The following is a 19,076-nucleotide window of genomic DNA, read 5'->3' as shown; positions in this document are numbered from 1 at the left end:
TCGGGCGCGGGGGATGCCGTGGTGGGCGCCGGTGCCGGGTCCCCGCGTCACGCCCGTGACGTGGGCGTCCGCCGCGCGCGCGGCGGACACGGCATCCGCCGGGCTCCGTGACTGTACGAGACGCGACAGAAGGGGCACACGGGGGGTGCGGTGGGCGAACCGCGCGGATCGGCGGCCGGGCCCGGTCACCCGGCCACCCGGTCAGCGCTGGTACGGGTGGGTACGCCGCCGGTCGCGCAGGGCGGACCCCCACCAGCAGAGCTGGTCCAGCAGCGTCGTCGCCGCGGCGTTCACCTGGTCGGGGTCGAGCGGCTCGCCGTCCGCGCCGAACCGGCTCCAGGCGTTGTGGAAGCTGACCGTGTCGCGGATCGTGACCGCGTGCAGCTCGGAGAAGACCACCCGCAACGCCTCGACGGCGCGCAGCCCGCCGGACATCCCGCCGTAGGCGACGAACCCGACGGGCTTGGCGTGCCACTGCCGGCCGAGCGCGTCGACGGCGGTCTTGAGCGGCCCGGGAAAGCTGTGGTTGTACTCCGGGGTGACGATCACGACCGCGTCGGCGGCGCCGACGCGGTCCGCGAAGGACTCCCAGGTCATCGGGCCGGTGTCGGCGGCGTCGGCGGTGCTGGTGTTGGCCGGGGCGACGACGGCGGTGTCCACGCCGCCGATGCCGGCGAGCCCGGCCAGGTCGACGACGTCCACGGTGACGTCGGGGCGCCGCGCGGCCTGGCGGGCGAACCACCCGGCGACCACCGGGCCGAACCGGGCGGCGCGGACGCTCGCGAGCACGACCGCGACCCGCAGCGGGGTGGTGTCCGGGGTGTGCCGCGCGGCCCCGGGGGTGGTGTCCGCGGGCCGGGTTTCGGCCGTCCCGCGCTGGCCGGAGATCGTCAGATCGCTCATGGCGGCGACACTAAGGGTTAAACCTGACTTCAGGTCAAGGTCCGGGTCGCGTACCGGTGGGCGGGTTCGTGACGCTCAGCCGGGTCCAGGCGCCGACGAAGACGTGCTCGCCCGCGCGCACCAGCCGCGGGCCGCCCGCCTCCACCCTGGTCAGGTGGGCCGCGTCCGGGCCGAGCCAGGTCCCGTTCGCCGAGCGGAGGTCGGTCACCGTGACCGTCCCGTCGGCGTGCCGCTCCAGCAGCGCGTGCGCGCGGGACACCCCGGGATCCAGCGGGGGCACCGAGAGATCGAGCTCCGGTGCTCGGCCCCGGGAGCGGCTGCGCCGTCCGACGACCGCCCGCGGGGCCGTCAGCGGGATCATCCGGCCGGCCGCGGCGGTGGGGAAGACGGCGCCGTCGTTCTCCCCGCGGGCGAAGTAGGCGCGGTCGGGAGCGATCTCGACCGTCCACCCGCCGGCCGCCTCCGGTATGGCGGGGACCGCCGTGCGGCCCAACGGGACCACGCCGACCGCCCGGGGTCCCGTGCCGGTGTCGGCGTCGTGACCACACGCGCGGCAGACGGGTTCGGTCACCGGCCCGGGGAACCCGCACCCGGCACACGGCGCCGCCGTGTCGAGCCGGGCCGCGGGGGGTGGCGGGCCCGCCTCCGGGCTCACCGCCGGGCGGGCACGGTGACGGTCGAGCCCGCGTCCAGGTCCATCTCGTCCAGGGCGTCGACCTGGGGGCGCAGCCGCACCGTTCCGGTGGCCGCGTCGTCGATGTCGACGACCCTCGCCAGCCGTTCGAGGGTCGCGCCGTCGTCGGCGGCGGCCGCGATCCGCGCGGCCCGCCCGAGCAGGGTGACCGCGCTGACCTCGTCCCCGTCGCGGCGGGCCGCGAGCCCGTCCTGCACGGCGCGGGCCAGCTCCGTCTGCCCGGTGTAGTGCGCGACGACCTCGTCGATGCGGGCCGACAGCTCGTCGTCCTCCGACCACGCGGCGAGCACCGCCGTGCGGGAGAGCTCCTCCTCGCCGGCGATGACGCTGACGCGGGCGGCGAGCCGTTCGTTCCCCACCGCCGCCGGGGGGACGTCGACGCACAGGTGGTACTCCCGGGTCCCGGTGGCCCAGGCCCCTGTCGGATGGTCCCGGGTGAGCGGGTTGATCTCGACGGCCCGCCCGGTGAGATCCTCGAGCTCGGGCGACACCTGGCGCAGGAACCGGACCGTCGCCCCCCGGGGCGTCCACACCCGCAGGCCGACCCGATCGATCCCGCGGGCCTGGGCCCGCTCGACGAGCGAGCGGAAGTCCTGCGCCATCTCCGCCGGCTCGCGCAGCAGCGCGACGCCGCCCAGCAGAGTGGAGGCGACGCGGCGCAGCTCCGCCACCTTCCAGTCCGCGCCGACGCCACGGCAGTCGCACTGGAACCGGCCCTCGCACGCGGCCAGCGCGGCGTCGAACTCGGCGGGGCTCTCGCCGTTCTGGCCGTCGGTCAGCAGGATCGCGTGGTGGATGGCGTCCGGGCGGGTGGCCATCAGGTCGCGGGCGAGCAGCAGCCACCGGCCCATGGCGGTGCCGCCGCGGGGCTGCAGCCGTTTCACCGCGGCCTTCGCCGCCTCGCGGGTGCGCGGCGACGCCTCGACGAGCTGCTGGCGCGCCGGGTACACCATCGCGGCGTGCCCGGTGCCCTCCACCACGGCGAACGCGACACCGTCGCGCAGCGTGTCGATGGCGGCCTGGGCCGCCCGGCGGGCTTCGATGATCTTCGAGTGGGGGTAGTCCATCGAGCCCGAGCAGTCCAGCAGGATGACCTCGGCGGCGCCCGCCGCGGCGCCGGACCCGGCCGTTCCGGCCGACCCGGAGGTGCCGGGGCCGACGTCGTGCGCGGTGACGGTGATGACGGCGTGCACCTCGCCCGACCCCTCGGGCAGGTACTTGTTCTGGCTGACCTCGAGGCTGAAGTCCACCATCAGGATCTCCCTGGGATGTCGATGACGATCGCGGTCACGTTGTCGGAGCCGCCCCCGCGCAGCGCCACCTCGACCAGATGCCGCGCGACGTCGATCGCCGGCGCGCCGGGCCCGGACGCCGCGACGTGGGCGGCGAGCGTCTCCGCCGCGGAGGCGTAGTTCCACAGGCCGTCGCTGCACAGCACGACCCGTCCGGCGCACGGCAGCGCGACGGCGCGGATCCGGGGAACGGCGGAGGCGCTCCCGACTCCCAGCCAGCGGGTGATCGCGTGCGCGTCACGGCCGCGTTCGGCCAGCTCGGGGGCCAGCCGGCCGGCCCGCACGGCCTCGGCCGCGACGGTGTCGTCCTCGGTGAGCCGGCGTGCCCCGGCGCTGTCGACCAGGTACGCGCGGCTGTCACCGAGCCAGCCCACGACCAGCGTCGCGTCCACGACGACGGCGCCGACGAACGTGCAGGCGGGGGAGAGGCCGAGCTCGGCCGCCCCCGCGACGGCCGCGTGCTGCGCCGCCCGCGCGGCGTCACGCAGGGCGGCGGCCATCTCACCGGCGGTGTCCCGGTCCATCTCGGGTGTCGCCACCGCGCCGGCCGGCCCGCCGTCGAGACGGGCTGGCCGGGGAACGGGACCCGGCGCCCGCCGGCCCGCCGGCACCGGGACGGCGCGGGACCGCCAGGCCTCGACCCGATCGGTCAGCAGCGCCGTCGCGGCGGCCGCGGCGGCCACGGCCGCCGGCCCGGAGCCGCGCGCGCTCGACACCCCGTCACAGACCACGCCGACCGCGTGGACCGCGCCGCCGCCGCTGCCGGCGGCCAACGCCACGCCCATTCCGTCCTCGTTCGAGTGGTGGACGAGGCCGAGGTCGGACACCCCGGCGGCGGCGCCGAGGTCGGTCTCGTACCGGTCGACGCCGACGCCGACGCCGAGCACGGCGGGCGTGGCGGCGGCGGTCCGCGAAGCGGGGCCGGTCCCGGAGGCAGCCGTCGCGGTCAGGGCCGCGCCGCACCGCTCGCAGTACCGGTCCCCGGCCAGCGGCGGCGTGGCGCACCGCGGGCAGTCGGGTGGCGTGGTGACCGGGGCCGGTTCCGCGGGGCCGGGCAGCGGCCCCGCCGGGGGCCCGCTCACCGCAGCGTCCTCGGGCGCACGGCGTTGGCGAGATCCACCAGGTCGTGGCGCTCCCGCGCGAGTGGGGCCAGGGTGGCCAGCTCGCGGTAGGCGCGCTCCAGCCCGAAGCGCAGGTCGACCTCGCGGAACGCGGTCCCGGCGACCTCGACGTCCGGTTCGGGTGGCCCGGTTCCGGCGAGGACCAGGTCCAGCGCGCAGCGCAGCAGGTCCCGGGCGAGGGCCACCCGGCGCCGCCGGTCGACGTCCAGACCGGCCAGGATGCCCGACGCCGCGACCAGATCGGCGGGCCGCGGCACCCCGGCCGCCGTCGTCGTCCCGCGGACGAGCGCGGTCCGGATCCGGGCCTCCTGGTACGCCGCGGACGCGGGCGGGACCCGCTCGTAGGCGGCGACCGCCCCGGCGCGGTCCCGCGCCGCGATCCGCACCCGGGCGAGGCCGAACGCGGCGCTGGTGAACCCGTCGTCCGTCCGCGAGACCAGGTCGAACAGCGTGGCGGCCCGGTCCCGCTCGCCGGCCGCCTCGGCCGTGACGGCCAGCGCCAGCTTGGGCGCGAGTTCCCCGGGTACCTGCGCGTACACGTGGGTGAACGCGGCGGCCGCCGCGGCCGTGTGGCCGCCTCCTCGTTCTCCGCCGCCGCCGTCGCCGAGCGCGAGCAGCCCCCGGTACCAGTGGACCCGCCACTCGAACGGATCCTCGGCCGCGACCTCGTCGAGTACGGCCGTGGCCGCCGCGGCGTCCCCGGTCTCGAGGTGGGCGCGGGCCAGCCGGAGCCGGACCTCGACCGTCGTCGGGCTGATCGCCGCCAGCAGCGTCGCGAGCTGCGCGGGCGAACTGTCGGGCAGCGCCGCGAGGGTGGCCGCGGCCGGATCCTCGGGGTCGACGCGCAGCCGCGGCAGGCTCGCCCACCGCGGGGTGACGACCGACCCGTCGGCGTTCTCCCCGGTCAGGTGGACGTCCCCGGTGAACCGCCGGCTCGGCGCGGCCACCGGTGAGCCCCGTTCCGCGGCGACGATCTCGCGCAGCACGCCGAGCAGCTCGTCGCGCATCTCGTCGGCGGAGACGAACCTGTCCTCGGGCAGCCAGGCGGTGGCCCGGCGCAGGAACAGGTCGAGCGACTCGTGGCGTTCCAGGACCTCGTGCGCCGACGCGGGCGGGAGACTGTGGACGTAGGTGCTCGTGTTCCCGCGGAAGTTCAGGATCAGCGTGGCGAGCGTCCGCCCCACCGTGTACAGGTCGGAGGCGACGGTGGGTGTCTCGGTCTCGACCTCCGGAGCCGAGTAGCCGCGGGTCCGGTAGGACGCGCCCTCCTCGTCGTCGAGCCGGCGGACCGCCCCCAGGTCGATCAGCCGCAGGCTCTCCCGGCCGAGCATGACGTTGTCCGGCTTGAAGTCGCAGAACACCAGCCCGTTGCGGTGCAGGTACGCGAACGCCGGCAGCACGGCCAGGATGTAGGCGATCGCCTGGGTGACCGGCAGCGGGTCGGGACGTCCCGCCTCCGCCCGGCGCCGGCGCAGGACCTCGCGCAGCGACGTCCCGCCGACGTACTCCATGACGATGTAGCCGGTACCCGCGTGCCGGACGAACGTGTGGATGCGCACGATCGCCGGGTCGTCGACCGCGGCGAGGAAGCGGCGCTCGGCGATCGCGGCGGCCTGCGCGTCCGGGTCGCCCTGGTCGAGCAGGCCCTTGAGCACGACCCAGAAGTCGTCCGCGACCTCGCGGTTGCGGGCGAGGTACACCCAGCCCTGGCCGCCGTGCGCCAGCGCGCCCGCGATCTCGTAGGAGCCGACCCGGTCACCGGCGCGCAGCGCCGGGACGAACGAGAAATGATGCCCGCACCCGACACAGAAACCCTCGGCGGAGGCCGGCCGGCCGTCGCGGGCCCGCCCGACCTCGGCCTCGCAGTTCGGGTTCGGGCACACCCGCCGGTGCTCCGGAACGCACGGGTCGGTGAGCAGCAGCGACTCCGGGTCGGGGACCGGCACGTCCGGGACGTCCACCAGCCCCTCCCCGAGCCGGCTCGGGGACCGGCGCGCCCGGCCCGGGCGGCGCCGCCGGCGCGGTGTGCCGCCCGCCGTCGCGCTCCACGACGCGGAGCCCGCGGCCGACCCGCTCGTGCCAGACCCGCTCGTGCCAGACCCGCCGGTGCCGGATCCGCTGCCGCCCGGCCCGCCCGGGACCGACCTGTCCGCAGGGTTGGACTGGGGTGCCGGTGCCGGTGCCGGGTGGGGTGCGGGTGGCCGGTACGCCAGCCCGGTCACGTCGCAGTAGCCGTCCTCGATGGTTCCGTCGCAGTCGGGTTCCGGGCAGGCGATGCCGTTGACCGTCACGAGCATTCCTCCGTCCACGCGGCCTCGCCGCTCCCGTCACCGGTCCGTCCCGCCGCTGCCACCGACACCGACACCGGTGGCAGCGGCGGCGGCGGGATGTTCAGCAGGGCGTCGCCAAATGCCGTGACCAGGGCTTGTGCCGCGTCCAGATCAACCGGGACGGTGCGCAGCGCGGTCGCGGTGCGTTCGTACAACTCGCCGATATGAGGCGACTCGAGCTGGCCGAGCCGGCCGGCTTTCGCGCGCAGCGCGCCCAGCAGGCCGCGCAGCTCGTCCCGGCGGCGCAGCGGCGCCGAGTTCGTCGTGACGGTCTCCTCCGCCGCGGCGAGCGTCTCCCGCGCGACCCGGTGCCAGGCGCCCAGGCCGTGGGCGACCAGCCGCCACTCACCTGCGGCACCGGCCGCCACCAGCCGGTCCAGCCATGGCCGCAGCCCGCTGCGCGGGCCGTCGAACCATCCGTCGCCCAGCCGCACCAGGCCGGTCGGGTCACCGGTGAGGCGTTCCACCACAGTGCGGGCGGCGCGGTCACCCTCCTGCGCGACCGACACGATCCGCCGCAGCATCGCCGCGGCCGCGGCGAGCTCCGCGTCCAGCCCGTCGAAAGTTCGGCGTAGGACGGCGACCAGCTCACCTACCTGGGTAGCCGCGGCGACGGCGGGCCCGAGGTCGTCCGGTGTGGTCTCCAGCGGGTTGGCCGTCACCGCCGCTGCCGCGGCGTCCAGTGCCGCGCGCGCGGCGACCAGCTCCGGCAGGTCGGGTATCGCGAGCCGGGCGCAGACGGCGTCGGTCTCCGCGAGCCCACGCGCCGCGTCGACAAGAATCCGGTGATGCGCGGCCCGGGCCGCGGTGATGGCCGCCAACTCGGTACGGATCGCCGCGGCGACCTCCCGGGTGCCGGCCAGCAGGCCTCCGGCCGCGCCGCCCAGGAGGTCCCCGGCCGCGCCGGCCGCCAGCTGCCCGGGGGCAGTTCCCAACTCCCCGGGCGGCGGCGCGGGCGGGTGTGACGGCGGCTCGCGTAGGAACGCCTCGACCCGCGCGGCCTGCCGGGCGCCGAGCCGGGAATCCGGCAGGCCGCGCAAAGCCTCGGCCCGGGCCAGTACCTCGCTGACGGCGCGGTGGCGGTCCCACAGCCAGCCCAGTCCGGCCCGGGCCGCCGCGGCGCGGGCGGCGGTGTGCCCGCGCAGCCGGGTGCCGTCGCCGAGCACCTGTTCCGCGGTCGTGTCGAGCTCGAGCAGGGCCGCCGACAGGGCCGCCGTCTCCGACCGGAGCCGGGCCAGGGCGTCGTCCACGTCGCGTCGCGAGACCATCGGGGTCAGTCCCGGTAGGCGGCGGCCGGCAGGGGACCGCCCGCGGTTGGCAGCGCGTTCGGCACGGTCCCGCAGGCCCCGGTGGTGCCGAGCAGGGAGACGACAGCGAGGACCATCGCCCGGAACGTGGTGCTCGGCGTGATCCTCGGGATGATCCGCCGGCGTCGGCGGTCTGGCCCGCGTCCGACCCTCCGCATGATCGCTGATGCTAGATCGTCGGTACTCCTCCGATCGGGACTTGTCGTGTTGTCGTCACCCGGTTTCCGGCCCGACGCACGACGACCCACCCGCTCCCGGAACCGCGCGGCCCCAGCCGTTCCCGCCGGCGCGGGCCCACCGGCCTACTCGTCGCGGTAGACGGCGGTCGGTGGGGTGGGGGTGAGCCCGGGGAGCCAGGTGCGGGCGAGGCGGGTCCAGCTGCCGTCGGCGATCGCCCGGGCGAGGACGCCGTTGACGAACCGGGTCAGATCGGGGTGGTTCAGGCTCACGCCGACGGCGTCCGGCTCGGGCGTCAGCCTCGGCCCGACGATGTGGACCCGCGGATCCTGGGCGACCATCCCGGCCAGGATGGCCTCGGTGGTGGTGATCGCGTCCACCCCTCCGGCCTGCAGCTCCACCAGGCAGTCCCCGATGGTCGGCGCGGCGACGGCGACCGGCCGCGGGTCCGCGTTCCTGAGGTGGTCGAGGGTCGTCGTCCCCGCCGCGGTGCAGACCCGGCGACCGCCGAGGTCCGCCATGCCCTGGTAGGGCGAGTCGGTCGGGACGAGTACCCGGTTCGCCTCCTCGTAGTACACCGCGGAGAAGTCCACCTGGGCGCGGCGCTCGCAGTTCGTCGTCATCGTCGCCACGACCACGTCGACCGTGCCGTCCCGCAGGACGGGGATCCGTTCCGGGTAGGTCACGGCCCGGAACCGGACGTGACCGTCCGCGCCGAAGATCGCCCGCCCGATCAGCCGGGCCACGTCGACGTCGAAGCCGGCGAACTCGCCGTCGAACGGATCGATGTATCCGAACGGAGGCACATCCGCGAGTACGCCGGCGGTCAGGTAGCCCCGCCGGGCGATGGTCTCCAGGTGGGATCCGGCCGGCATGGCCCCGGGGGACGGCAGCTCCGCGGGCGGGCGCAGGCTGGCCGTCGGGTCCCCGCAGTCGCCGGCCGCCGGCGGCGTCCCGCCGCCCGGTGCGGGTGCGGTACGGCCCGGCGCGGTGGGGCCCGGCGTCGTGCCGGCAGCCGGTGCGGCGCCGGCCGCCGGCAGGGCCCGGGCCTGCTCGGGGAGCGGGCTGCCGACCGTGCCACAGGCGCCGAGGAGGATCACGAGCCCCACGAGCATGAGCGTCACCCGGCTGGCGGGCGTGCGGCGGGCGGTCACCGACCTCGGCGGGGCGCCGTCACCGGTAGTCATTGATCCTCGACTGCATCCCGGCCAGGGTGAGGAGCGCCGCCAGCCCGAGCGCCGCGCCCGTCCCGGCGGCCACCCCGTCATAGGCGCCCGCGGCGGAGCTCAGCCCAACGGCGAGACGCTCGCGGCTCGCGGTGAACGCGGTCTCCGCGTCGCCGTCGAAGCGGGTGAACGTCGAGGTTCCCTCGCCGAGGGCCAGCCGGACGGCGTCCTGGAAGCCGCCGACGTCGCGGATCAGGTCCCGGACCCGGACGGCCGTGTCCTGGTAGCGCTCCCAGTCGGGGACGAGCGCGTCCCGTCCCGGCGCGTCCGGGCCGTCCAGCGCCGCCGCGGTGGCGAGCGTGCCCGTACCGGCGGGACGGCCCGCCGGGTCGTAGCCGAGACGAGCGGTCACCCGGCGCGCGTCGACGTCGAACTCGTCGCCGTTGCCGCGGGCGATCAGGGAGAGGCTCTCGTCGCCCCAGGCCCGCAGCGCCAGCACCCGCGCCTGGGCGACGATCGTCATCGGCCGGAAGGCGTCGTCGCGGCTGTCGACCAGGCGGGCCCGGGAGACACCGAAGGCGACCAGGGTGAGACCCGTCGCGATCAGGACCAGCGCCGTCGCGGCGACCAGCCGGAGGTTGAACATCCGGTGCGTCCGCCGGAACAGCCGGATCTGCAGCGCGACCAGGGCCGCCAGCGCCGCGGCGGCGGCCACGCCGACGAGGACGGGCTGGTACCAGCGCGTCGCCTGGGTGTAGCCGTGGTCGATGTCCACCGCGTCCTCGGCGGCCAGCCGGTCGACCGCCGGCAGGATCCTGGTCTGCATGAGCTCGGAGGCCTGGCGAAGGTACGCGCCGCCGACGACGTTCCCGATCCGGTTGTTCGCGCGGGCCCGTTCGATCAGTCCGGTGTACACCGGCAGTTGGGCCGCCAGGACGCTCAGCGGCTCGCGCGGGCCGCCGGCGAGTGCCAGGTCGACGATGCGCCCGCTCGCCGAGGCGATGCTCTCCTGGTAGGCGGTCCGCTGGGCCGGTGGCTCCACGCCGCCGGCGAGGAAGGCGCGGGCCATGGTCGCGTCGGCCACCGAGAGCTCGGCGTGCAACTGCTGCGCCGCGACGAACGACGCGCCGGAGTCGTGGGCGAGGGCGTCCACGGCGTGCTGGCGGGAGAGCGTGGCCAGCAGGCAGACGGACAGCGTCACCAGCAGGACGAGCACGAGCCCGACGGACAGCAGACGCAGGAATCCGGGTGGGGTCCGGCTCCGCCGCCGGATCGCCCCCGCCGCCGCCGCGACGGCCGCGGCGCCCGCGGGCGCCGCGCCGGCAGTCACGGCGCCGGCGGTCGCCGGGCTGGCCCTCGCCGGGCCGGCGGCCGGCGAGGTGGAAGGTGCCGCGGACGGCGTTGCCACCGTGCTCATGCCTGATGATCTTAGTTCTGCTGTGGCGCAGAGAAAGACGCGCGCGCTGTCGGATGCGCGTCATGGTCGCGGTGGTTTTGTCGGAGGTGCTGGCTAGCCTTGCGGTGAGTCAGGAAGGCGAAGAGAGGCGGCCTCTGATGGGTGATGTGCTTCCGGGTGGCGGAACGGGCGGTATCGCTCTCGCCGGGGCGGCGGCGGGTGCCGAGAACCTTCTCGAGCCGTACCGCCGTGAGCTGACCGGCTACTGCTACCGCATGCTCGGCTCGCCGTTCGAGGCGGAGGACGCCGTGCAGGACACGATGATCCGCGCCTGGCGCGGCCTCGACCGGTTCGAGGGCCGGGCCGCGCTGCGGTCCTGGCTGTACCGCATCGCGACGAACGTGTGCCTGTCGATGCTCGGCGCCAGTCAGCGGCGGGCCCGGCCGATGGATCTCGCCGGCCCGTCGGCGGCCGACTCCCCGCTGCCGGCGCCGCTGCCGGAGACGGCCTGGATCGTGCCCGCGCCGGACGGCCAGGTGTACTCCAGCGCCGCCGCCGCGGCCGACCCCGCCGATCTCGCCGCCCGCCGCGAGACGATCAGGCTCGCGTTCGTCGTCGCGCTGCAGCACCTGCCGGCCCGCCAGCGGGCGGTGCTCATCCTGCGCGAGGTTTTCAACTGGTCGGCTGCCGAGGTCGCCGACCTGCTGGAGACCTCCGTCGCCTCGGTCAACAGCGCCCTGCAACGGGCCCGCGCCACGATCGCCGCGGCGGAGATCTCCACCGCCGACCCGCTGCGCCCCGCCGACGCCGGGCAGCGGGAGCTGCTCGCCCGCTACGTCGAGGCGTTCGAGCGGTACGACCTGCAGGCCCTCACGGCACTGCTGCACGAGGACGTCACGATGTCGATGCCGCCGCTGGGCCTGTGGCTGCGCGGCCAGGCCGACGTCCAGGCGTGGATGCTCGGCACCGGCCGCGGCTGCCGGGGCTCGCGGCTGCTGCCCACCGTGGCCAACGGCCACCCGGCCTTCGGGCAGTACCGGCCCAGTGCCACGGGCGCCGGGCACGACCCGTGGGGCCTGGTCGTCCTGGAGATCTCGGCCGGGCGGGTCGCCGGCATCAACACGTTCCTGGACGTCGAACGTCTCTTCCCGCTGTTCGGCCTGCCGGCCGGGCTGCCTGGTTAGGGCTGCCCCGGGCGTCCGACGAGCGGGGCGAGGCCGGTGAGGGCCAGCAGCTCCCAGACCCGCGGTGGCGCGTGCACCTGGACGGGCCGGCGGTGCCTGCGGGCGACGAGCGCGAGCCGGGCGATCGCCTCGACGACGACGGCGTCCGGTCGGCCCACCGGGGTCGTGTCGAGGATGACGGTGGCTTCCGGGCCGGAGCGCAGGAGCCTGTCGAGCCGCGCGCACAGCTCGGGAACGGCCGCCCGCCGCAGCCCGGGCGGGAACGGCAGCACCACCGTGGCCGGGCCCGGCGGCGGCGATCCGTCATCAGGCATGATCGGCCTCCCGTCGGTGGGCGCGCACCGTGGCCCACCCACCGGCACAGACCGATCGGTTACCCGGAACTCATCGGCCCCGCCACCAACCCCGGCCAGGCACCGGGCCGGCCGGATCAGTCGATGACGTCCGGTTCGAGGCCCACGGTGAGCCAGTCGGCGTAGGACTGGCCGGTGACCTGCTCGAGCAGCGCGATGTCCGCGGTGAAGTAGGGCAGGACGGCGGCACGCTCCCGCGGTGTCATCGTCGGCCGGCCGCCCCGCTGCCGTTGCAGGGCCGTCAGCAGCGGCCCGCGGGGCACGGCGCGCAGCGGCGCCGGGAAGTGGTGCCCGATCCGCCCACCGGTGCGCAGGGCGGCGCGCAGCACCGCGTTCGCCGCCGTGTCGGCTACGAACGGCGTCACGTTCTGGGACGGGACGGCGTCGAGCAGCCCGGTCTGCACGCCCAGGAACTCGCACACCCGGTCGAGCGTCTGCACCGGGGAGTCCCGCAGGTCGCGGTAGCGCAGCACCAGCACCTGCTCCCGGGCGAACAGGCCGTACAGGTGCTCGAGCTGCCGGCCGTAGAGCCCCTGGCTCACGTAGTGCCAGAAGTGCGCCCAGCCGGCGTCGCGTCGGCTCTCCTCCAGGGCGCACGCCCGCACGAAGTCACGTTCGGACTCCAGACCGGCGGCCCACAGATGCGTCCAGTTCGAGTGGGCGCGGTCGACCGGGTTGCGGAGCAGGACGACGAGCCGGGCCTTCGGGACCAGCCGGCGGATACGGTTCTGCGCGTCGAGGTCGTACAGGTAGAACGGCGTCGCCTCGCCGCGCAGAGCTCCGTCGGGCGCGGGGTCGAACAGCGCCTCGTAGTCCGCCCGGCGCCAGATGTGCTCCTGGTAGGTCTGCGCGTCCCCGGGCCCGCCGCGGGCGGGCGGCGGGCCGTCCGAGAGGAAGAACTTCGGTTCCTTCACCTTGGAGAGGAACAGTTCGGGGTGGCGGCTGAGCGCGGCGTGCAGCGCCGTGGTGCCGGCTTTGGGAACCCCGATCACCAGGAAGTCGGGCAGGGACATCGACGACTGCTCCAGGGGCCGGCGCGGCTGATGTGGGATCGGATCAGACTAAGGGACATTCCCGATGGAAAAAAGGTGAAAAGCGTCGCGCCGGCCGCCCCCGCGGGCGGTCGGTGACAGGCCGGCGGTCCGGCCGACGTTACGGCCGACGCCCAGGTCGGACCACCGGATCAACTGCGGTGGGTGACCGTTCGTGTCGGCTGCCGGGTTTGTTCATCAGCTAAGTAGGATTCCGCCCGTGGTGACGTACGAGGTCGAGCGGACAACGGTGAACGTGCCCCTGCCCACACCGGGCAGCGCGGTGACGGTGGTGTCTCCCCCAGGCGAGGGGCCGGGCTTCTGGGCCGGGGCGCCGAGCGCCGTGCTCGTCGACGGCACGTTCTACCTCGCCTACCGGCTGCGCCGGCCGGTCGGGCACGGCCGTGGGTACGCGGTGGTGATCGCCCGTTCCGATGACGGTGAGCGGTTCACCCCGATCCATACGATTCCCCGGGACGCCTTCCCCACCGAGTCGCTGGAACGGCCGGCCCTGGTGCCCACCCCGTGGGGAAGCTGGCGGCTCTACGTGAGCTGCGCGACGCCGGGCAGCCCGCACTGGTGGGTCGACGTGCTCGAGGCGGACACGCCGGACGCCTTCGACCCCGCCACCCGGCGCACCGTGCTCCCCGGCGACCACCTGACGGCGGTCAAGGACCCGGTCGTCGTCTGGCACGACGGCCTGTGGCATCTGTGGGCCTCCTGCCATCCGCTGGACGACCCGGCGGCCACCGACCGGATGGACAGCCGGCACGCCACCAGCCCGGACGGGCTGACCTGGACGTGGCAGGGCACCGCCCTCGCGCCCCGGCCCGGCGCGTGGGACGCCCGCGGGGTCCGGATCTCCGCCGTCCTGCTCGGCGCCGGGGGCGGTCCCGACGGAACGGGCGCCCCGCCGGACGCCGTCGCCTACTACGACGGTCGGGCCAACGCGGCGGAGAACTGGTCGGAGCGCACCGGCATCGCCGTCGGCGGGCTCGACGGGTTCGAAGCGGTCGGCGACGCGCCGATCGCGGTCTCACCGCACGGCGGCGCGCTGCGGTACGTCACCGTGGTGCCGCTGCCCGACGGCGGCCAGCGGCTGTACTACGAGCAGGCCCGTCCCGACGGGTCGCACGAGCTGCGCACCGACCTGCACCCGCCGCGCTGAACCGGCCCCGGCCCATCGGGGTGGCGCGGTGACACCGTGGAGGGAGGGCCTGCGCGGCTGGCTGCTCGCCGGGACGGAGCAGGCCCGCCGCCATCCCGGCCCGCACGCGCAGCCCGAACCGCACCAGCCCCGCCATCACTGGTGGCGGGTGATGTGCCTGACCGGCGTCGACTACTTCTCCACACTGGGCTACCAGCCGGGGATCGCCATCCTCGCGGCGGGCGCGGTGAGCCCGGTGGCGACGGCGGTGCTCGTCGCCGTGACGCTGTTCGGGGCGCTGCCGGTCTACCGGCGGGTCGCCGGCGAGAGCCCGCGGGGTGAGGGCTCGATCGCGATCCTGGAGAAGCAGCTCTCCTGGTGGAAGGGCAAGCTGCTGGTCCTGGTGCTCCTCGGCTTCGCCTGCACCGACTTCCTGATCACGATCACCCTCTCGGCCGCGGACGCCTCCGCGCACATCCTGGAGAACCCGTACGCGCCGGACCTGCTCGCCGGCCACGAGGTCGCCGTCACGCTGGTGCTGCTGGCCCTGCTCGCGGCCGTGTTCCTGCGCGGGTTCACCGAGGCGGTGGGGATCGCCGTCGTCCTGGTCGTGGTCTACCTGGCCCTGAACGTGGTCGTCATCGCGGTGTCACTGTACAAGGTCGCCACCCACCCGTCCCTGCTCGACGACTGGCACGCGCTGCTGGTGGCCGAGCATCCGGACGCGTTCGCGCTGGTGGGCGTGGCCCTGATCGTCTTCCCGAAGCTCGCGCTGGGACTCTCCGGCTTCGAGACCGGCGTCGCGGTGATGCCGTTGATCCGCGGCGGCCCCGCCGACACCGACAGCCCCGCCGACACCGCCGACACCGCCGACACCGCCGACTCGGCCGACACCGACGCGAACCTCGCCGGCCGGATCCGCGGCGCGCGGCGGCTGCTCACCACGGCCGCGCTGATCATGGCCGTGCTGCTGCTCGCCAGCAGCCTCGCGACGACGGTGCTCATCCCCGAGCGGCTCGCGGAGCCCGGCGGCCCGGCGAACGGGCGGGCGCTGGCGTATCTGGCGCACCAGGAACTGGGCAACGTCTTCGGCACCGCCTACGACGTCAGCACGATCGCGATCCTGTGGTTCGCCGGCGCCTCGGCGCTGGCCGGCCTGCTCAACCTCGTTCCCCGCTACCTGCCCAGGTACGGGATGGCTCCGCACTGGGCCCGGGCGGTGCGCCCGCTGGTCCTGGTCTTCACCGTCATCGGCTTCGCGGTCACGGTCATCTTCCGGGCCAGCGTCGACAAGCAGGGCGGGGCCTACGCGACCGGGGTGCTCGTCCTGATCACCTCGGCGTCGGTCGCCGTCACCATCTCCGCCGCGCGCCGCGGCCGGCGGCGGGCGGTGTTCGGGTTCGGCGCCATCGCGGCCGTGTTCGTCTACACGACCGTCGCGAACGTCGTCGAGCGGCCGGACGGGCTCATCATCGGTTCGATCTTCATCCTGTCGATCCTGGTGATCTCCTTCGTCTCCCGGGCCGTGCGGTCCTTCGAGCTGCGGGTCACCGGCGTTCGGCTCGACGAGACGGCGACCCGGTGGGTCACCGAGGCGGCCCGCTCGGGGTCGCTGCACCTGGTCGCCAACGAGTTCGACACCGGCGACGCCGCGGAGTACGCCGACAAGGCCGGCAAGGCGCACGAGGTGCTGCACGTCCCGCGCGCGGCCCGCCCGCTGTTCCTGGAGGTGGTCGTCCCGGACTCGTCGGAGTTCGAGGGCGGGCTCGACGTCTGCGGGCGGGAGCGGCACGGGTACCGGATCCTGCAGCTCACCAGCAACTCCGTCCCGAACGCGATCGCGGCCCTGCTCCTGCACCTGCGCGACCTCACCGGGACCAGGCCGAACGTGTACTTCGAGTGGTCCGAGGGCAACCCGCTGCAGAACCTGGCGCGCTTCGTGTTCTTCGGAGTCGGCGAGGTCGCCTCGACGACCCGGGAGATCCTCCGCGAGGCCGAGCCCGACCCGCAGCGCCGCCCGTTCGTCCACGTGGCCTGAGCGGGGATGTGCGGCACTTGAGCGGGACAGGGGAGGCGCATCCGTCGGGGCACTCGGCGGGCGCCGGGTGGCTGCGTCCGGCGGTGTTCGGGGCGATGGACGGGCTGGTCAGCAACATCGCGCTGATCAGCGGGTTCGCCGGTGGGGCCGCCGGGCGGCCGGCGGTCGTGCTGGCCGGGCTCGCGGGCCTGGCCTCCGGGGCGTTCTCGATGGCGACCGGGGAGTACACCTCCGTCCGTTCGCAGAACGAGGCGATGCGGGCGCAGATCGAGGTCGAACGGCGCGAGCTGGAGCAGTATCCGCAGGCCGAGCACGCCGAGCTGGCCGGGTTCTTCCGCGACCAGGGGGTCGACGCGCCGACCGCCGAGTCGGTCGCCCGTCAGCTGGCCCGCAACCCGGACGCCGCGCTGCGCGCGCACGCCCGCAACGAGCTCGGCCTGGACGTGGACGACCTGCCGTCACCGCTGGGCGCGGCCGGCGCGTCGTTCGGCGCGTTCGCCCTCGGCGCGCTGGTGCCGGTGGCGCCCTACCTGGCCGGGTTCGCCTCGTTCGCGACCGCGGCGGTGCTCGCCGGCCTCGGGCTGTTCGCCCTCGGGGCCGCGGTCAGCCGCTTCACCGAGCGCTCGGCGTTCTACAGCGGCGGCCGTCAGCTCCTGCTGGGGTCGGTCGCCGCCGCCGCCACCTACGGCATCGGCATCCTGGTCAACACCTTCATCACCTGACACCACCGCGCCGCGGACCCCGCCGGAAGTGAGGTGTGACAGCCACTCGATGAGCCGCTGTCACACCTCACTTCGAAGCCTGCCGCGCCGGCCGCGGCCGGCGGAACCGGCGGTCAGGAGGGGAAAGCCTCCTGGAGTTCGGTGCGCAGTACCCGGCGCAGCAGCTTGCCGTTCTCGTTGAACGGCAGCTCCGAGCGGAACTGGATGTGTTCCGGGGTGCGGCTGGACCGCAGCTGGGCGCGCACGTGGCCGCGCAGCTCGTCCTCGGTGACCTCGCCGGAGGTGACGACCGCGGCCACCACCTGCTCGCCCCAGTCCCGGTGCGGGATGCCGACGACGGCGGCCTCCTCGACGGCGGGATGGGTGATGAGCACGGCCTCGATCTCGCCCGGGGACATGTTCTCCCCGCCGCGCACGATGACGTCGTCGAGCCGGCCGTGGACGTACAGGTAGCCGCCCGAGTCGAGGTGGCCCTCGTCGCGGGTCGGGAACCAGCCGTCGTTCTCGACCCGCCCGATGCCCAGGTACTCGCCGGAGACCTGCCCGCCGCGGACCCAGATCTCACCGTGCTCGCCGGTGGGGACCTCCTGGCCGCCCGGGTCGCGGATCGTGACCTCCAGGCTCGGCAGCGGCTTGCCGACCGACCCCAGCCGCGCCCGTACCTCCGGGTCGTCGCTGCTGATCGCGGCCTGGTGGTCGTCCGGGCCGAGGACGGCGATCGTGCTCGAGGTCTCGGTGAGCCCGTAGGCGTTCACGAACCCCACGTGCGGGAGTGCGGAGACCGCGCGCTCGATGACCGGCAGCGGCATGGGCCCGCCGCCGTACGAGATCGACCGCAGGGACGGCAGCCCCTGGCCGTCGGCCTCGATGACGTCGAGGATGCGGCCGAGCATGGTCGGCACCACCATCGCGTGCGTGACCGACTCCGCCCGGACGAGCTCGACCCAGGCCCGGGGCTCGAAGCTCTCGAGCTGGACGACCCGACGTCCCGAGTAGGTCGACGAGCAGGACGCCGACACCCCGGCGATGTGGTACGGCGGGACGCTGACGATCGCGACCTCGTCCTCGGCGGAACCGGCGAACTCGACCGTGGAGATGACGTACTCGGTCAGGTTGCGGTGGCGCAGCACGGCGGCCTTGGGCTCGCCGGTGGTGCCGCTGGTGAACAGCAGCACTGCGATGTCCTCGGGGTCGCCGCCCCAGCCGTCGGCCTCCTTGGCGTCGGCGTCCGCGGCGATGGCGAGCAGCTCGTCCCGGGTGACCAGGTGGATGCCGTCGATGTCGCCCAGCCGTTCGGCGACGCCGGCCCCGACGACGACGGTGGCCGGCGCGGTCCGGGTGACGATCGCGCGCAGCTGCTCGTCGGCGAGCCGGTAGTTGATCGGCACGAACGGCTTGCCCGCGATCGCCGACCCGAACAGGGCCAGCGGGACTGCGGGCGAGTTCAGGTCGATCAGCCCGACCCGGTCTCCAGGCAGGGCCTGCAGCGCGGCACCGACCCGGCGCGCCTGGTGCGCGAGTTCGGCGAAGCTCAGCCCGCCGACGCGGGAACCGAGCGCGACCCGGTCGGCCAGACCGTCCGCGGCCATCTCCAACAGCATCCCGAGGTGCATGTGCCTGTCGCCCGTCAGTCCGAGGAGGGGAGCGGCTTGGCGTCCTTCAGCGGGAGCGGAACGTCGCCGATCGACAGTGACCCGGCGCCCGCCTTGGTGGCCAGCAGCTCGAGCCCGGACTCGGGGTCGGCGAACCGCTTGCCCAGCGGGGTGCCGGCGCTGAACGCCGGGTCGAGGGTGAGCCCGGCGGGTGCCTCCGCGCCGACCTCGATCACCGGGTGCCCGCCGCAGCGCAGGTCGACGGCGCCCGCCGCCGGCTTGACGACGATCACCTCGGTGTCGCACACCGTGGACTTGTAACGCGTACCCGGCTTGACCAGGGTGCTCACCCGTGTGACCTCCTCGTTCGGGCATCCCGCCGCACATCCGCGCGCAGGGGCCATTCTCCTGTCACCAGACTCTCAGAATTGCCGCCGAGATGCCTTGCCACCAGCAGATTGCCGGGCCCCGCGCCGGTCGGTGATCCACCGGGGGCCCGTCTGGCACGCGAGGGTCACCGGACGTGCGGCCGGCGGTCCCCGACGGTGACGACGGGGGCCGCCGGCGAGGAGCGGGTGAGGAGCGGGCGGGGGCACCGGCGAGGAGCCGGTGTCAGGGCCGGG

Annotated in this window: 17 protein-coding genes; 4 read left to right on the top strand and 13 right to left on the bottom strand. The window is 75.1% G+C overall.

Features of this window, described 5'->3' with window-relative positions; genetic code table 11:
- Positions 1–201: 201 nt before the first annotated feature.
- From B056_RS0100595 to B056_RS0100555, 9 genes are all read right to left on the bottom strand, one after another.
- Complete coding sequence (locus B056_RS0100595; RefSeq protein WP_018499956.1) at positions 202–903, bottom strand: NADPH-dependent FMN reductase; 702 nt, start codon at positions 901–903, stop codon at positions 202–204.
- A 34-nt stretch (positions 904–937) separates the two neighbouring features.
- Positions 938–1,474, bottom strand: coding sequence for an FHA domain-containing protein (locus tag B056_RS0100590; protein ID WP_154676762.1), 537 nt, complete (start codon positions 1,472–1,474; stop codon positions 938–940).
- Between the two features lie 80 nt (positions 1,475–1,554).
- A complete protein-coding gene (locus B056_RS0100585) occupies positions 1,555–2,850 on the bottom strand; it encodes a VWA domain-containing protein (protein WP_018499954.1) in 1,296 nt (431 codons plus the stop codon).
- A complete protein-coding gene (locus tag B056_RS0100580; RefSeq protein ID WP_018499953.1) occupies positions 2,850–3,971 on the bottom strand; it encodes a PP2C family protein-serine/threonine phosphatase in 1,122 nt (373 codons plus the stop codon). The genes B056_RS0100585 and B056_RS0100580 overlap by 1 nt, the downstream gene beginning before the upstream one ends.
- The gene (locus B056_RS0100575) at positions 3,968–6,307 is read right to left on the bottom strand and encodes a serine/threonine-protein kinase (RefSeq protein WP_018499952.1); all 2,340 of its coding nucleotides are present in this window, start codon (positions 6,305–6,307) and stop codon (positions 3,968–3,970) included. The genes B056_RS0100580 and B056_RS0100575 overlap by 4 nt, the downstream gene beginning before the upstream one ends.
- Positions 6,298–7,608 carry a hypothetical protein gene (locus B056_RS0100570; protein ID WP_026239174.1) on the bottom strand — a complete coding sequence of 437 codons (1,311 nt, stop codon included), beginning with the start codon at positions 7,606–7,608 and terminating at the stop codon, positions 6,298–6,300. The genes B056_RS0100575 and B056_RS0100570 overlap by 10 nt, the downstream gene beginning before the upstream one ends.
- A gap of 5 nt (positions 7,609–7,613) precedes the next feature.
- Entirely contained in the window at positions 7,614–7,805 is a 192-nt protein-coding gene (locus B056_RS34645) for a hypothetical protein (RefSeq protein WP_018499950.1), read from the bottom strand.
- Between the two features lie 144 nt (positions 7,806–7,949).
- Positions 7,950–9,011 carry a glutamate ABC transporter substrate-binding protein gene (locus B056_RS0100560; RefSeq protein WP_026239173.1) on the bottom strand — a complete coding sequence of 354 codons (1,062 nt, stop codon included), beginning with the start codon at positions 9,009–9,011 and terminating at the stop codon, positions 7,950–7,952.
- The gene (locus tag B056_RS0100555; RefSeq protein WP_018499948.1) at positions 8,998–10,407 is read right to left on the bottom strand and encodes a hypothetical protein; all 1,410 of its coding nucleotides are present in this window, start codon (positions 10,405–10,407) and stop codon (positions 8,998–9,000) included. The genes B056_RS0100560 and B056_RS0100555 overlap by 14 nt, the downstream gene beginning before the upstream one ends.
- A 137-nt stretch (positions 10,408–10,544) precedes the next feature.
- Here B056_RS0100555 and B056_RS0100550 point away from each other — a divergent pair, with 137 nt between their 5' ends.
- Positions 10,545–11,570, top strand: a complete 1,026-nt coding sequence (locus tag B056_RS0100550; protein WP_020572240.1) for a sigma-70 family RNA polymerase sigma factor — start codon at positions 10,545–10,547, stop codon at positions 11,568–11,570.
- Here B056_RS0100550 and B056_RS0100545 read toward each other — a convergent pair.
- Positions 11,567–11,884 carry an STAS domain-containing protein gene (locus B056_RS0100545; protein ID WP_035749792.1) on the bottom strand — a complete coding sequence of 106 codons (318 nt, stop codon included), beginning with the start codon at positions 11,882–11,884 and terminating at the stop codon, positions 11,567–11,569. The two genes, B056_RS0100550 and B056_RS0100545, sit on opposite strands and share 4 nt — an antisense overlap.
- Before the next feature lie 116 nt (positions 11,885–12,000).
- Positions 12,001–12,936 (bottom strand): sulfotransferase family protein, encoded by a 936-nt coding sequence (locus B056_RS0100540; protein ID WP_018499945.1) that lies wholly within the window; start codon positions 12,934–12,936, stop codon positions 12,001–12,003.
- A 238-nt stretch (positions 12,937–13,174) separates the two neighbouring features.
- Here B056_RS0100540 and B056_RS0100535 point away from each other — a divergent pair, with 238 nt between their 5' ends.
- Genes B056_RS0100535 through B056_RS0100525 form a run of 3 tightly spaced genes read left to right on the top strand, consistent with a single transcriptional unit; the run spans position 13,175 to position 16,861 of the window.
- Positions 13,175–14,122, top strand: a complete 948-nt coding sequence (locus B056_RS0100535; RefSeq protein ID WP_018499944.1) for a hypothetical protein — start codon at positions 13,175–13,177, stop codon at positions 14,120–14,122.
- A gap of 28 nt (positions 14,123–14,150) precedes the next feature.
- Positions 14,151–16,139 carry an APC family permease gene (locus B056_RS0100530; RefSeq protein WP_018499943.1) on the top strand — a complete coding sequence of 663 codons (1,989 nt, stop codon included), beginning with the start codon at positions 14,151–14,153 and terminating at the stop codon, positions 16,137–16,139.
- Positions 16,140–16,156: 17 nt separating this feature from the next.
- A complete protein-coding gene (locus tag B056_RS0100525) occupies positions 16,157–16,861 on the top strand; it encodes a VIT1/CCC1 transporter family protein (RefSeq protein ID WP_020572239.1) in 705 nt (234 codons plus the stop codon).
- Between the two features lie 113 nt (positions 16,862–16,974).
- Here the strand turns inward: B056_RS0100525 and B056_RS0100520 are convergent, their stop codons facing one another.
- Both B056_RS0100520 and B056_RS0100515 read right to left on the bottom strand, forming a co-directional pair.
- The gene (locus B056_RS0100520) at positions 16,975–18,474 is read right to left on the bottom strand and encodes a class I adenylate-forming enzyme family protein (RefSeq protein ID WP_018499941.1); all 1,500 of its coding nucleotides are present in this window, start codon (positions 18,472–18,474) and stop codon (positions 16,975–16,977) included.
- Between the two features lie 14 nt (positions 18,475–18,488).
- A complete protein-coding gene (locus B056_RS0100515) occupies positions 18,489–18,803 on the bottom strand; it encodes a hypothetical protein (RefSeq protein ID WP_018499940.1) in 315 nt (104 codons plus the stop codon).
- Positions 18,804–19,076 lie beyond the last annotated feature (273 nt).

The organism is Parafrankia discariae (genome assembly GCF_000373365.1).
In the GTDB taxonomy this organism is placed as follows: Bacteria; Actinomycetota; Actinomycetes; order Frankiales; family Frankiaceae; genus Parafrankia; species Parafrankia discariae.
The sequence above is the reverse complement of the archived record's forward strand: the minus strand, read 5'-3'. Positions and strand labels throughout refer to the sequence as shown.